11 protein-coding genes and 1 tRNA gene are annotated in these 14,700 nt (G+C 53.9%); 9 read left to right on the top strand and 3 right to left on the bottom strand.

The features are described from left to right. The first annotated feature begins 8 nt into the window (after positions 1-8). From efeO to phoH, 3 genes are all read left to right on the top strand, one after another. Positions 9-1,139, top strand: coding sequence for an iron uptake system protein EfeO (efeO, locus tag EPIR_RS10410; RefSeq protein ID WP_023655355.1), 1,131 nt, complete (start codon positions 9-11; stop codon positions 1,137-1,139). Positions 1,140-1,145: 6 nt separating this feature from the next. Then, a complete protein-coding gene (efeB, locus tag EPIR_RS10405) occupies positions 1,146-2,438 on the top strand; it encodes an iron uptake transporter deferrochelatase/peroxidase subunit (RefSeq protein WP_023655354.1) in 1,293 nt (430 codons plus the stop codon). Between the two features lie 525 nt (positions 2,439-2,963). Further along, positions 2,964-3,752 (top strand): phosphate starvation-inducible protein PhoH, encoded by a 789-nt coding sequence (phoH, locus tag EPIR_RS10400; protein WP_023655352.1) that lies wholly within the window; start codon positions 2,964-2,966, stop codon positions 3,750-3,752. A 77-nt stretch (positions 3,753-3,829) separates the two neighbouring features. Here the strand turns inward: phoH and EPIR_RS10395 are convergent, their stop codons facing one another. Further along, on the bottom strand, positions 3,830-4,570 hold the full coding sequence (locus EPIR_RS10395; protein ID WP_023655351.1) for an NADPH-dependent oxidoreductase: 741 nt from the start codon (positions 4,568-4,570) through the stop codon (positions 3,830-3,832). A 471-nt stretch (positions 4,571-5,041) separates the two neighbouring features. Here EPIR_RS10395 and EPIR_RS10390 point away from each other — a divergent pair, with 471 nt between their 5' ends. Next, entirely contained in the window at positions 5,042-6,193 is a 1,152-nt protein-coding gene (locus EPIR_RS10390) for a low temperature requirement protein A (protein ID WP_023655350.1), read from the top strand. Between the two features lie 258 nt (positions 6,194-6,451). Here the strand turns inward: EPIR_RS10390 and EPIR_RS10385 are convergent. Continuing rightward, positions 6,452-6,539: transfer RNA gene (locus EPIR_RS10385), tRNA-Ser, on the bottom strand. Between the two features lie 230 nt (positions 6,540-6,769). Between EPIR_RS10385 and EPIR_RS10380 the strand changes: the two genes are divergently transcribed. From EPIR_RS10380 to EPIR_RS10370, 3 genes are all read left to right on the top strand, one after another. Further along, positions 6,770-8,236 (top strand): peptide MFS transporter, encoded by a 1,467-nt coding sequence (locus EPIR_RS10380; RefSeq protein WP_023655349.1) that lies wholly within the window; start codon positions 6,770-6,772, stop codon positions 8,234-8,236. Positions 8,237-8,326: 90 nt separating this feature from the next. Continuing rightward, complete coding sequence (gene ghrA / locus EPIR_RS10375) at positions 8,327-9,265, top strand: glyoxylate/hydroxypyruvate reductase GhrA (protein WP_023655347.1); 939 nt, start codon at positions 8,327-8,329, stop codon at positions 9,263-9,265. Between the two features lie 62 nt (positions 9,266-9,327). Next, positions 9,328-9,894 carry a TorD/DmsD family molecular chaperone gene (locus tag EPIR_RS10370; protein WP_023655346.1) on the top strand — a complete coding sequence of 189 codons (567 nt, stop codon included), beginning with the start codon at positions 9,328-9,330 and terminating at the stop codon, positions 9,892-9,894. 15 nt (positions 9,895-9,909) lie between these two features. Here the strand turns inward: EPIR_RS10370 and EPIR_RS10365 are convergent, their stop codons facing one another. After that, entirely contained in the window at positions 9,910-10,785 is an 876-nt protein-coding gene (locus tag EPIR_RS10365) for a DMT family transporter (RefSeq protein ID WP_023655345.1), read from the bottom strand. A 365-nt stretch (positions 10,786-11,150) separates the two neighbouring features. Between EPIR_RS10365 and exaC the strand changes: the two genes are divergently transcribed. Next, positions 11,151-12,671: an acetaldehyde dehydrogenase ExaC gene (gene exaC, locus EPIR_RS10360; protein WP_023655343.1), complete on the top strand. Its 1,521-nt coding sequence runs from the start codon at positions 11,151-11,153 to the stop codon at positions 12,669-12,671. A gap of 204 nt (positions 12,672-12,875) precedes the next feature. Then, on the top strand, positions 12,876-14,291 hold the full coding sequence (locus EPIR_RS10355) for a purine-cytosine permease family protein (RefSeq protein WP_023655342.1): 1,416 nt from the start codon (positions 12,876-12,878) through the stop codon (positions 14,289-14,291). Positions 14,292-14,700: the final 409 nt, after the last annotated feature.

The raw sequence follows: 14,700 nt of genomic DNA, 5'->3' as shown, positions 1-14,700 counted from the left end.
ATGACTTAATGATCACAGATTTTCGCCGTCACGCGCTGAATATCGCCCTGCTGGCAGCTTTAACCTCATCGGGTACGACCCTGGCAGCGGACATCCCAAAGGTCAAAGTTAGCGTAAACGATCGGCAGTGTGAGCCGATGACGCTGACGGTGGCTGCCGGGAAAACCCAATTTATCATCCAGAATAACAGCCAGAAAGGACTCGAGTGGGAGATCCTCAAAGGGGTGATGGTAGTGGAAGAGCGCGAAAATATTGCGCCAGGCTTTACGCAGAAGATGACCGCTAATCTGGAGGCCGGTGAATACGACATGACCTGCGGTCTGTTGAGCAATCCGAAGGGCAAACTGATTGTCAAAGCCAGCGGCGACCAGCAGGCTAATGATGGTAAGCCGGAGCTGATGCAGCTGGTTGGGCCGATAGCCAACTATAAGCTGTACGTTACGCAAGAAGTTGAACAGCTGGTGGCGGGGACGAAAGCCTTCACCGATGCGGTGAAAGCAGGGGACTTGACCAAAGCGAAAGCGCTGTACGCGCCGACCCGCCAGCATTATGAGCGTATTGAACCGATCGCCGAGCTGTTTTCCGATCTGGACAGTGCGATTGATGCCCGTGAGGATGACTTCGAGAAGAAAGCAGAAGATCCGGCCTTTACCGGCTTCCACCGCCTGGAGAAAGTGCTGTTTGCGGATAACACCACCAAAGGGATGGATAAATTCGCCGACCAGCTTTATAAAAATGTGCTGGATTTACAGACACGAGTCAGCGAGCTGGCTTTCCCGCCGGGCAAAGTGGTAGGTGGCGCAGCTGGACTGATTGAAGAAATCGCCGCCAGCAAAATTTCAGGTGAAGAAGATCGTTATAGCCGTACCGATCTGTGGGATTTCCAGGCCAACGTTGACGGGGCACAGAAAATCGTCAATCTGCTGCGTCCGTTGGTGGAGAAGGTCGATCCGCAACTGCTGGCGAAAGTAGACGGTAACTTTAACAAGGTTGATGCCATCCTGACCAAGTACCGCACTAAAGACGGCTTTGAATCTTATGAAAAGTTAACTGATGCCGATCGCAAGGCGCTGAAAGGCCCTGTCACGGCGCTGGCCGAAGACCTTTCTCTGCTACGTGGCACTCTGGGTTTGGATTAATCAGCAATGGTAAAAAAATCTGACGGGGTGGCGTTAGCGTCACGCCGCCGTTTACTCAAGGGAATGGGCATTCTTAGCGGTGCCCTGGCGGTCGCTGGCGGTTGCCCTGCTCATGCAGCAATGCCTGCTGTTGGTGACAAAAGCTCTTCACCGGGTACGCTGTCACCCGGTGCCCGTGAGGAGCGCCAGCCGTTTTATGGTGCGCATCAGGCGGGGATCACAACGCCGCAGCAGGCGGCGATGATGCTGGTGGCATTTGATGTTCTGGCCAGTGATAAGGCCGACCTTGAACGTTTGTTCAGGCTGCTTACCGCGCGAATTGCCTTTCTGACCACCGGGGGGAAAGCACCGCTGGTGACCAATCCGCAGCTTCCACCGATGGATTCCGGTATTCTCGGCGAGGATATCTGGCCGGATAACCTGACCATCACCGTTTCTGTCGGCACTTCGTTGTTTGATGAGCGCTTCGGCTTGCAGGGGTTGAAACCACTGAGGCTTCAGCCCATGACGCGATTCCCAAACGATGCGTTAGACGCCAGCCTGTGCCACGGTGACCTGCTATTGCAAATCTGCGCAAATACCAATGATACGGTTATCCACGCCTTGCGCGATATCATCAAGCATTCGCCGGATCTGCTTAGCGTACGCTGGCGACGTGAAGGATTTATTTCTAACCATGCTGCGCGCAGCAAAGGCAAAGAAACGCCGATTAATCTGTTGGGCTTTAAGGATGGCACCGCCAATCCTGATAGCACCGATCGTGGATTAATGAACAATATCCTTTGGGTCAGTAAAGAGCAGGGCGAACCGGCGTGGGCGGTGGGCGGCAGCTATCAGGCTGCGCGTATCATTCAGTTCCGCGTCGAGTTCTGGGATCGTACCCCGCTGCGCGAACAGCAGACCATATTTGGTCGCGAGAAGCACAGTGGGGCGCCGTTAGGGATGAAGCAGGAGCATGATGTGCCGGACTATGCCAGCGATCCGGCAGGGGATATTATTCCGCTGGATGCACATATCCGTCTGGCGAATCCACGTACCGCGCAAACCCAGAGCAGCCTGCTGCTGCGCCGTGGTTACAGTTATTCACTCGGCGTGTCAAATTCCGGCCAGCTGGAAATGGGGCTGCTGTTTATATGCTATCAACATGATTTGGAAAAAGGCTTTCTGACGGTGCAGAAACGGTTAAACGGGGAAGCGCTGGAAGAGTATATTAAGCCGGTTGGCGGGGGCTATTTTTTTGCACTGCCGGGCGTGCCTGATGAGCAACATTATCTGGCACAGGGGTTACTCTCCTCATGATGTCATTAGCGGATTAATTGTAATCCGCTAATTCACCCTTGATCCCCTCTTTATATCGCCCCCATCCTTTTTGGTTAAAAAAACATCATTAAGCGCATATTACTTATAAAAAATAAATATAACAGACTGATTTATAAGGAAAAGACGCTTTCGTTATACCAACCATAAAAAAAGTGTTGCATTTTTTAGCTATAATGCAGAATATGAATTTGCTGTTGTTTTTCGCAAATAGTATTTCACTATGGAGAGAGCGGATGCAGAAATCCTTTCGCGGGCCATTAGCCAGACGATGTTTCAACGCAATAACCTGTGGGGAACAATTCTCTTCTTCCGTTTTCACTTCTTTTCACCTCCAATCACCATTCTGTTCTTATAGTCCTTTGCGGTGCATTGCAATGCTCCTTTGCCATGCATTTGTTTTAACGGCCGTACAAGGCTTAAAAGGAAGCCACAACCTCTAAAGCGTTCACGTAATCGCGTCAATACAATTGATGCGGGAAATGAAACCAACTGTAAGGTGCCACTATGGGAAGACAGAAAGCAGTGATCAAAGCGCGTCGTGAAGCTAAGCGTGTCCTTCGTAGCGATTCACGCAGCCATCGTCAGCGCGAAGAAGAATCGGTCACCTCGCTGGTGCAGATGGGCGGGTTAGACTCAATCGGTATGGCGCGTGACAGCCGTGACCATTCGCCAATTGAAGCCAGAAACGACGCTCAGGCGCACTATCTCAATGCCATAGAAAGTAAGAAATTGATCTTTGCCACTGGCGAAGCAGGTTGTGGTAAAACCTGGATCAGTGCCGCAAAAGCGGCCGAGGCCCTGATACACAAGGATGTTGACAGGATTATCGTCACGCGCCCGGTACTGCAGGCGGATGAGGATTTGGGATTCCTTCCGGGGGATATCTCGGAAAAGTTTGCCCCTTATTTCCGACCTGTCTATGACGTTCTGGTTAAACGTCTCGGCTCTTCCTTTATGCAATACTGCCTGCGGCCTGAAATTGGTAAGGTAGAAATTGCCCCATTTGCCTATATGCGCGGCCGCACCTTCGAAAATGCGGTGGTGATCCTTGATGAGGCGCAGAACGTGACCGCTGCGCAAATGAAAATGTTCCTGACCCGGCTAGGGGAGAACGTGACGGTGATTGTGAACGGCGATATTACCCAATGTGATTTGCCCGCTCACGTTCAGTCCGGCCTTCATGATGCACTGGCGCGCTTTACCGAAGATGACATGGTGGGCGTGGTTCGTTTTGCTAAACAAGATTGTGTCCGTTCCGAGCTGTGCCAGCGCGCACTGCTGGCCTACGATTAACCTGTTGACACATTTCGGGGCAGTGTTCCACTGCCCCGTTGACGTCGAAAGCCCGGCAATGCCGGGCTTGTTTGTCTTTATTTGTTAACACCAAATCCCTGTTTGAGGATCGCTGGCTGTACCTGTGGGAAGTAGATATGTTGATAATAGCTGGCCGTATTGTTCCCCCAGTTTTCACCATCTTCACGCCCGCTTTGCTGCCAGTGAGCGGTGAGCACGCGGTTGTAGGCTTTGATCACCTCCGGCAGCACGCTCGTATCATAGCGTTCATTATGGCGGAAGCCCGCCAGCGACATGCGCGGTTTTTCCGCCGCGGGGCTGTCGATATAGCCGAGTACCACGCCTGCTACCGGGAAGGTGAGCTCCGGCAGCTGTAGCAGTTCAATCATCGCTTGCGGTTCGCGGCGAATGCCGCCAATCGGAACGATCCCCAGACCGTGTGAACGAGCGGCGGTCATCAGCGCACCCAGCGCGATACCCACATCGGTCGACCCGGAGATCAGGCTTTCAATGCTCTCATGGGCAATCTGTTTTTTACCCTCAGCGGCAATGCCCTGTTGGCTTTTATACATGTCCAGCACGACGGTGATAAATACCGGGGCTTTTGCAATCCACGCCTGACCACCCGCCAGTTCAGCAATGCGCGCGCGGGTAGCCGCGTCACGGATCACCACCAGTGAGACCTGTTGTGAATTGACCGATGTCGGCGCACGCCAGGCTGTTTCAATAATGTCATCCAGCACCTCTTCAGGGACAGGTTTATCAAGATAGCTGCGGTCGCTGCGATGACTCTTCAGTAATTGGGTTATTTCATTCATGGGATACCTGGGGCTTTCCAAATGGGTAGCAATGTGAGGATAAGATAGTAAAGATTTTGCGAGAGAGAATAGTCAGTTTGTGCGAGACGTCACATTTTTTTAGCCATGCAAAAAAACGGGGTCAAGGCTTGGGCGGCTATTCTTTTATAGGGGCGATCGCTCATTGCCCATTACCGCCTTATCCTCACCCGCTTTACAGAGAGATAGCCATTTTGTCTCAAACCGGTCTCCTGATATTTTTCGCAAATTTTACTTATGTGGAGCATGGGTGTGGCATACAACGTCTTTACTCTTTCAATGCTGACCTGGCCTGGCGGTTCCTTTGCCGCTGCCGATCTTGCTACCCGGCACCGCGCCGTTCGTGACGCTATCCCCCCTGACGGACGGCATAGGTCAACAAATATAATTCGCTTTTCGTGCTGATGGCGCATGATTATTATCAAGGTGACACCTCCTCACAGGAATATCCCCATGCAGCAAAATTTGTTACGTGTTCGTGACGATCACGGTGCCAGCGTGTCGTTTTCCGAATTGCTGTTTGATCTGATCTATGTTTTCGCCGTTACGCAACTTTCACACTACTTACTGCATCATCTAACCGCTATTGGCGCGCTGCAAACTCTGCTGCTGTGGTTTGCCGTCTGGCTGGCCTGGCAATATACCGCCTGGATGACTAACTGGTTTAACCCCGATACCCGACAAATTCGCCTGCTGCTGTTTGCGATCATGCTGCCTGGCGTGTTTGCAGCAGCGGCACTCCCGCAGGCATTCACCGGGCGCGGCTGGGTTTTTGCTTTGTTTTATATCACCATGCAGGTAGGGCGCAGCGCCGCGACTTTATGGCTGCTTCCGCCAGCTCATCCGCTGCGACCTAATTTTCAGCGTATTCTCGGATGGATGTGCATTTCCGCGCTGTTTTGGGGGCTGGGAAGTGTGGTAACGGGAGAAGCTCGGCTATTTCTGTGGGCAATTGCCGTGGCCTGTGAATACTTTTCGCCGATGATCGGCTTTGCGCTGCCCTGGCTGGGGCGATCTGATAGCCGCAGCGAGTGGACTATTGAAGGTCACCATCTCGCTGAACGCTGTCAGTTATTTGTGATCGTTGCGCTGGGCGAAACGATTCTGACTACCGGTGCCACGCTGAGTGACATTGAGACCTGGCATCCATCGGTGATTATCGCTTCGCTAGTGGCGTTTCTGGGTAGTCTGGCGATGTGGTGGATCTATTTTGATACCAGCAGCAGCGCAGGGAGCCATGCTATCCAGCATGCTGAAAACCCGGGGCAGATGGGGGCCTGTTTTCACTATGTGCATGTTGTGCTGGTCGGGGCCATCATTGTTTGCGCCGTGGGCAATGAGCTGGTCATTGCCCATCCCGACGGTCAGAACGATGGAATTAGCGCCACCGTATTGCTGGCAGGGCCGGCGTTATATTTACTGACAAATGGCGTTTATAAGCTCATGGTGTATAAACGCTTCCCGCTATCCCACGTCGCCGGACTTATTGCGCTGTTAGTGCTGACAACGGTAGCTTTCTTTACCGATCGGCTGATGGTTAATGGGCTAACGACGTTAATAGTGTTGACGGTGGCGGGGTGGGAAACGGTGACATGTCGCCGCTAGTAGGGGCGAGTAAAGTGAGGTTATGCGCACAAAAAAATGCCTGAACTTTCGCTCAGGCATTCTCTTTAAATATGGTGGTGAGAGAGGGGGATCACGGGGCACATCCCTGTGCCCCGCCCTGGCGGGCAGCCTGCGGCTGTGCAAAACGGCCGTCCTGCCGTTTTGTCGAACCCTGGCGAGGGTTCTTCACTCCCTCTCTCATCCGGGAAATATGCAAAAAAAATGCCTGAACTTTCGCTCAGGCATTCTCTTCAAATATGGTGGTGAGAGAGGGGTTCGAACCCTCGATACGTTGCCGTATACACACTTTCCAGGCGTGCTCCTTCAGCCACTCGGACACCTCACCATATTGTTGCCGCAATCAGATTGCTGACGGGCGCTAATGTAAGGAAATCACCTGCAGCGGTCAACCATCATTGCAGAAAATCTGGTGCGTTTAGCCACTTTTACAGCAGTCTGCTGCTTTAAGCACCACTAATGCAGGTTTATCCGGGGCTTAACGTAAATCTGCCTCCACCCTCCGGATGAAAGGTGCATAATGACCGGCTTATTTTGGCAGGAAAATCGAGGTTAGCGGTGGAACATACCAACCAGATACCCCTACAGCGAGCTACGGCGGGAACCGGCGCGCTGTTCTTTATCCAAACTTTTGCCACGATGGGCTTTGCGGTGCTTTACTCCAGCCTGGTGCTGTATGCCACCAAACGGCTCGGTTTTAGTGAGGGGCAGGCCAATACCATGATGGGAGTTTTTGGCGCATTTAACTACGGACTGCACCTGTTCGGCGGTTATCTGGGCGGGCGTTTTCTCAGCAACCGGAGCCTTTTTACCCTCGGCATGGTGTTACAAATCGCCGGTTGCTGGACGCTGTCGGGGCAGAGCGCAGAAGGATTGTACTGGGGGCTGGCGATGTTCCTGACCGGCAGCGGACTTAATGTGACCTGTATCAATATGATGCTGACCCAGCGCTTCTCTCCTCAGGATAACCGCCGAGAGAGCGCTTTTCTGTGGAACTACGCCGGGATGAACCTCGGTTTCTTTCTCGGCTTCACCGGCGCGGGGTATTTTCAGCTTAGCGAACACTACGAAGCGCTTTTCCTGTTTGCCACCACAGGCAATACGGTAGCCATAATCATATCGCTGTTATGCTGGAAGACTCTCGCCGATATCAACACGCCGCTGCTACAGGCCAGCCGCAGCCAGTTCCGCTGGCGTCTGCTTGGCGGGCTGGCGATTCTGCTGTTGTTAGTACCGACCATTCGCCTGATGTTGCATCATGCCGGATTCACCGGCAGCTTTGTTCTGGTGCTGGGGGCGGCTGTTTTCCTGATGCTGTGCCTGACGACACTGCGCCATCGCCCGCATGACGAGCAGCGCCGCATGAGCGCTTATTTATTGCTTTCGCTCGGTGCGTTGGTGTTCTGGACGCTGTATCAGCTGGCACCAATGGGCCTGATGTTGTTTACCGAACACAATATCAATCTCAATGTTTACGGTATTCAGGTTGCCCCGCAGTGGGTGCAAAACACCAACACGTTGGTGATCGTCTTTGGTGGCCCGCTGCTGGCACTCTCTTTCCGTCGTCTGCGCGAGCGCGGCTGGCGTATCGACATCCCGCGACAATTCGCTTGCTCACTGTTCTTTATCGGGCTTGGCATGCTGGTGTTGCCGTGCGGCATTGCGCTGGCGGGCGGCGATGGCCTGGTCGCGTTTAAATGGATTGTCACCAGCTATGTGTTGCAGAGCATCGGTGAACTGCTGATCTCGCCCATTGGCTATGCGATGATCGGCAAGCTGGCACCGGTACGCTATCAGGGCGTAATGATGGGCTGCTGGATGATGACCACCGGCGTTGCATCGGTGTTGGCCGGGTATGTTTCGGCGCTGATGCCGGAAAACAGCGGCAGCACGCCGCTGCTAACCAACCCGGGCTACAGCCATATCTTTAGCCTGCTTGGCTGGGGCAGCGTTGTGGTGGGCCTGCTGCTGGTCTTCCTAAGCCCGCTGCTACGCAGGTTGATACAGACCGGCGATCAACGCTAAACCTTTTTGGGGCAGCAGGCTGCCCCACATTTCACTTGTCAGCCATCCGTTTTTCACGCAGCCTGAATAAAAAAACAGGAGGAAAAAAACGTGGACATTATTTTCTATCATCCGTCGTTTAGCGCCGGGACTTGGATCGACGGATTACGGCAGCGCTTACCCAATGCCCGTATCCGTCAGTGGCAGGCCGGTGACAATGCTCCGGCTGATTATGCGCTGGTGCGTCAGCCGCCTCTGGAGATGCTGGAAGGGCGTCGGCTGAAGGGCGTTTTTGCCCTGGGCGCAGGCATTGACGATATTCTCGGACAGCTGCGCGAGCATCCGCAGATGCTCGCGGCAGGCGTTCCGCTGTTCCGGCTGGAAGATACCGGTATGGGGCGACAGATGCAGGAGTATGCGGTTTATCATGTACTTGGCTGGTTCCGCCGTTTTCCTGAATATCAAAAACAGAAAAATGCGGCGTTGTGGCGCGACCTGCGTGGGCCTGACCGCCGTCATTTTTCCATTGGTATTCTTGGGGCGGGCGTATTGGGCAGGAGTGTGGCGCAGAGTCTGCTGGCATGGGGCTTCCCGGTAAGCTGCTGGAGCCGGACGCCGAAGCATATAGAGGGCGTGACCAGCTTCCACGGGCAGCAACAGCTCGGTGAATTTCTGGCCACGAGCCAGGTGTTGATCAACCTGCTGCCCAATACGCCGCAAACCGCAGGTATCCTCAATCGTGCCTTGTTCAGTCAGCTTAAACCCGGCGCTTTCCTGATCAATCTGGCGCGTGGTGCCCATCTGGTTGAAGCCGACCTACTGGCGGCGCTGGAAGCCGGTGAAATCAGTGCAGCGGCACTGGATGTGTTTAACCAAGAGCCGCTGCCAGCAGATCACCCTTTCTGGTCCCATGCGGAGATTGCAATCACCCCTCATAATGCGGCAGTGACTCTGCCCGATGAGGCGATGGACTATATTGCGCAGTCGATACGGCAGTGTGAAAACGGCGATATGCCGTCGGGTCGTGTTGATATCAGTCGTGGCTATTAACCTATTGCTGGATACCTTTATCGTGACGTTGTCACGTATAACCTTCTACGGAACTGAAAGAGATGAATGAATTTTCCATTATCTGCCGCGTACTCGGCTCGCTGTATAATCGCCCCCCGCAGGACCCGCTGCTGGCCCCACTGTTTACGCTGCTGCGTGAAGGTAAGCTCCAGCAGCACTGGCCGCTGGAGCAGGACGAGCTGCTAAATCGTCTACAGCAGAATTGTGAACCGCAGTCGTTGACGGCGGATTATCAAGCGCTGTTTGTAGGCAGCGACTGCAAGGTCACGCCGTACGGTTCGCAGTGGGAGAATGGCCCACAGGAGGCCGAGGTGCGCGCTTTTCTTAGCCAGCGCGGCATGCCGTTGACCGATGCGCCAACCGACCACATTGGTGCGCTGCTGCTGGCCTCTTCATGGCTTGAGGACCAGTCCGAAGCTGATGAGTATCAGGCACAGATTGCGCTGTTTGACAGCTATCTGTTGCCGTGGGTGGGTGCGTTTCTTGGCAAGGTTGAAGCCCACGCGGCGACCGCCTTCTACCGCACCCTTGCGGCCATTAGCCGCGAAGCGATTCAGGCGATGCGCGACGAACTGGCAGACGAAGCTGCTGATACAGACGATAACTAAGCCTCATTGGTCACTTTAATGGCGGCGGAGACGCGCGTGGATTTTCAGGCTACGCAAATTGATCACCGCTATTGCCGTGCCGACAATCACCAGCAGCGAACCGATAACTTTAAAAAGATTCATGCTGTCACCTAACACAATGACGCCCATCAGCACGGCCAGCACCGGGGTTAACAGCGAATAAGGCATAATCAGATTCACGTTATAGTGCTTCAGCAGGCTATACCACAGTGAATAAGCGACAACAGACGAGGCGATGGCGCTAAACATAATGGCAAACCAGCCTCGCCATGAAGCGTTTAGCAGTAGCGTAAGCTGATGTGATTCATACAGCCACGAGGCGCATCCAACCAGCGGAATGGCAAACAGAGAGAGCCAGGCGGTCAGGGTTAACGGTGGCACCGACGGTGATATTTTCACAATCAGATTGCTGGTCGCCCAGCCGAATGCGCTAAGCAACAGCAGCAGTAAAACGCCCCAGCCAGGGATGGTCGGACTGCCCGACAGTACCACAACCCCGCTCAGTGAAACCGCAATGCCCAGCAGCTGTATCAGCCGCAGCTTCTCTTTGAGCACCACCATTGCCAGCAGCATGGCAATAGGGGTGCCCAGCTGTACAATGACGGCGGCCGTTCCGGCATCGGTATAGCTCAGGCCAACAAACAGCAGGGCGAAATGTAAAAAGCCGAAGGTGAAACCCAGGGCAGCCAGATAAGGAATTTGCTGACGGGAAACGCGGGTAAAAGGCACCAGAATAAGTGCCACAACCACAAAGCGCAGGGTTATCATCAGCAGAGGCGGCAGGTCGAGCAGCCCCCACTTTATCGCGATGTTATTAAATGCCCAGATGGACACCACCATTAAAATCAGCAAAAAATGACGCAAAGCCACCGCAAAATCCTCTGTAAAACAAAGTTGTTCTATTAATCCTGGCACGAAATGGCATGAATGGAATGACTTAATCTGGCGTTTTTCGGTTATTTATACTGCTGTTAAAAAAAAACGCCGCCGCAGCCGATGGATACGCCATGTTGTACCACGCCACGCTTTTCATTCTCTGCGCTGACAGCATGCCCGTTCATCCCTGTGCGATGTCACGTTTTTCAGCTCCCGACCCCATGTTCTTTTCGACAACGTCACAATTTCCTGTCAGGCGATCTGACATTCTCTTGCAGGTCTAATAGGTTACTCAAAGGTTAATTAGTTGTTATATCAACCCCGACCGCACCGAGTACTCTCGCTACAGGAGAATAACCATGCGCTATGCCCGTCCTGGCAGTAACGATTCACTGATTATCCTTAAACCAAAGTATGGCAATTATATCAACGGGGAATTTGTCGCGCCGGTTAACGGCGCCTGGTTTACCAACATCTCGCCCGTTAACGGTTCGACAATCGGCGATTTTCCGCGTTCCGATGAACAGGATGTTGAGAATGCGCTGGATGCTGCGCACGCTGCCGCCGATGCATGGGGTAAAACGTCAGTGCAGGCGCGCTCGCTGGTACTGCTGAAAATGGCCGATCGGCTGGAACAAAATCTGGAGCGGCTGGCGGTGAATGAAAGCTGGGACAATGGCAAGCCGGTGCGTGAAACTCTCGCCGCCGATCTGCCCCTCGCCATCGATCATTTTCGCTATTTTGCCGGCTGTCTGCGCGCCCAGGAGGGAGCCGCCGCCGAGATCGACGAGTCTACCGCCGCTTATCACTTCCATGAGCCGCTGGGCGTGGTGGCGCAAATTATCCCGTGGAATTTTCCGCTGCTGATGGCGGCATGGAAACTGGCTCCGGCACTGGCGGCGGGTAACTGCGTGGTGCTGAAACCGGCTGAACAGACGCCGCTGTCGATTACTCTGTTTGCTGAACTTGTCGCTGACCTGTTGCCGAAAGGGGTGCTGAACATTGTGCATGGTTTCGGGCGTGAAGCGGGGGAGGCGCTGGCGTCCAGTCCGCGTATTGCTAAAGTTGCCTTTACTGGCTCAACGGCCACCGGCGGGCATATTCTTGAGCTGGCGGCGAAAAACCTGATCCCGTCTACCGTCGAGTTGGGCGGCAAGTCGCCAAATATTTTCTTCGCCGACATCATGCAGGCTGAACCCTCGTTTATCGAGAAGGCAGCGGAAGGCGTAGTTTTGGGTTTCCTTAACCAGGGGGAAATTTGTACCTGTCCGTCACGCGCGCTGGTACAGGAGTCGATATATGAGCCCTTTATGGCAGCGGTACTGCAACGCATGAAAACCATTAAACGTGGCGATCCTTTGGACACCGATACGATGGTCGGGGCGCAGGCTTCACAGCAGCAGTTTGACAAAATTCTGGCTTATCTGAATATCGCGCGGCAAGAGGGCGCACAGCTGCTGACCGGGGGCGAGATTGAAACACTGCCGGGGGATTTGTGCGGCGGTTATTACATCCAGCCCACGTTGCTGAAGGGAAATAACCGTATGCGCGTGTTTCAGGAGGAGATATTTGGGCCGGTAGTGGGGATAACCACCTTTAAAGATGAAGCAGAGGCGATTGCGATTGCCAATGACTCCATTTATGGCCTGGGAGCTGGCGTCTGGACACGCGATATTAACCTGGCCTGGCGCGTTGGGCGGGCGATCAAAGCCGGACGTGTCTGGGTGAACTGTTACCATCTTTATCCGGCACACGCCGCATTTGGCGGCTACAAAAAATCCGGCATCGGGCGAGAAACCCACAAAATGATGCTCGATCACTATCAGCAGACCAAAAATCTGCTGGTGAGTTACAGCGTACAGCCGCTCGGTTTCTTCTGAATCGCCAGGGCCAGAATTATCTGGCCCGTATCCGGCCATTCCCACCATCACTATTTCCTATGGTGATGCAAATTGCTGGCTCACGTTATTTGTGGCACTTTATTTTTCAGGTTGTATAGACAAGATTACCCCACCTGACAGCTACAGTGTGGCCCCGCTCGCCGCTCGCGGCGATATCCGTTCTTTCAGACAGGGAGTTAATGAATGTCCATCACTTCGGAGTCGTCGTCGGCCGAGTCGCAGTCGCGGCGACTGATTGAGAGCCGCACGATTGATTATATCCCCGATGCCGAGCGTCATGGCCGGGTGTTCAGCCAGTTCACCCTGTGGTTCGGCGGCAATTTACAGATTACCGCTATCGTTACCGGCGCGCTGGCGGTCGTGTTAGGAGGTGATGTGGTGTGGTCACTGGCAGGACTGCTGGTGGGACAGCTTATCGGGGCGGCGATTATGGCGTTGCATGCCATCCAGGGGCCGCGCTTCGGGCTGCCGCAGATGATCACCTGCCGGGTTCAGTTTGGCATTTATGGTGCAGCGATCCCGCTGATGCTGGTGTGCATCATGTACGTCGGTTTTTCCGCCAGCGGCACCGTGCTGGCCGGGCAGGCGCTTGCCCATCTGGTCAACGTCAGCGATCGCGGCGGGATGATGATATTCGCACTGATTATTATTGTGGTGGCGACGCTCGGTTATCGTGTCATCCACGCGCTGGGAAAGGTCGCCAGCGTGGTCGGCATACTGGCATTTATCTATCTGTTTGCCCGCCTGCTGCTGGAAAACGATCTCAGTGTGCTATGGACTAATCGCCATTTTTCGCTGTCGATGTTTCTGCTGGCGGTGTCGCTCTCCTCCTCCTGGCAGATCGCTTTCTGCCCCTATGTGTCAGACTATTCGCGCTATTTGCCGCGTGCGGTCTCAGCACGCAGCACATTTCTGGCGGTATTCAGCGGCAGCGTGCTGGGTACACAGGCGTCAATGACGTTGGGGGTGATGGCTGCGGCATTGGCTGGGAGCGCGTTTTCCGGCAATGAAGTGGGATACATCGTCGGGCTGGGTTCCAGCGGAATGATGGCGTTGGTGCTCTATTTTGCTATCTGCTTCGGCAAGATAACCTTCACCACCCTTAATGCTTACGGCAGCTTTATGTCACTGGCGACCATCGTTTGCGGCTTCCGCCAGCGGATGGCGATGAGCGAAGGGATACGGATGCTGTTTATTGTTCTGATGGTGCTGATCTCCTGCGGCATTGCTATGTTGAGCCAGCCTTCATTCCTCAAGTCCTTTACCCACTTTCTGCTGTTCCTGCTGGTTTTCTTTGTCCCCTGGAGTGCAATAAACCTGACGGACTACTATTTTGTCACGCGCGGGCAGCTGGATATGGCGGCGTTGAGCGATCCTGACGGCTGCTACGGGCGTTGGAACTGGGTGGGCATAAGTACCTACGCGCTCGGCGTGCTGGTGCAGCTGCCGTTTATCGCCAATAGCTTCTATCAGGGAGCGCTGGTTGGGTGGTTTGCCGGAAATGATATTTCCTGGCTGATTGGCTGGGTCTTCACCGCACTATGCTGGCTGGGGATCGGTCGTTGGCGCAGGGATACGCTGTTCTGTTCCATTGGATAGCAGACACGCGCCCTTCCTCCCCATCCTGATCATATGCTTGAGCCTGACGGCGGAACATTGCTCCGCTGTCGTATGGCTGACTAAAAATCAGACTGATTAATATCCCTTACTTTTTGTTAATAATAAACCGCTGACAACAGAGATCCGATGCCGTCATCAACAGTCTGATTTCTGTCTGCGTTACCGCTATTTTAAGCCCGGGTGGCCTTCTCGAAAGGATTTCCCCCTCTTTTTGGGCACGGAATGGCAACATTTCCACCGAAATGTGAATGAGGCGGGCGGTTGCAGTTGAAGAATAAGCGTAAATAAAATACGTCACGCCAGTCGATGCACTGCGGCTCAAGGACACCGACAATGGCGCTAACCTGGCGTTATGATGACTTAATTTCATTATTTGGCAAAAGTGGTT

The sequence above is a fragment of the Erwinia piriflorinigrans CFBP 5888 genome, from assembly GCF_001050515.1.
GTDB lineage: Bacteria > Pseudomonadota > Gammaproteobacteria > Enterobacterales > Enterobacteriaceae > Erwinia > Erwinia piriflorinigrans.
Note: the sequence above shows the minus strand (reverse complement) of the source record. Positions and strands in the feature narration are given on the sequence as shown.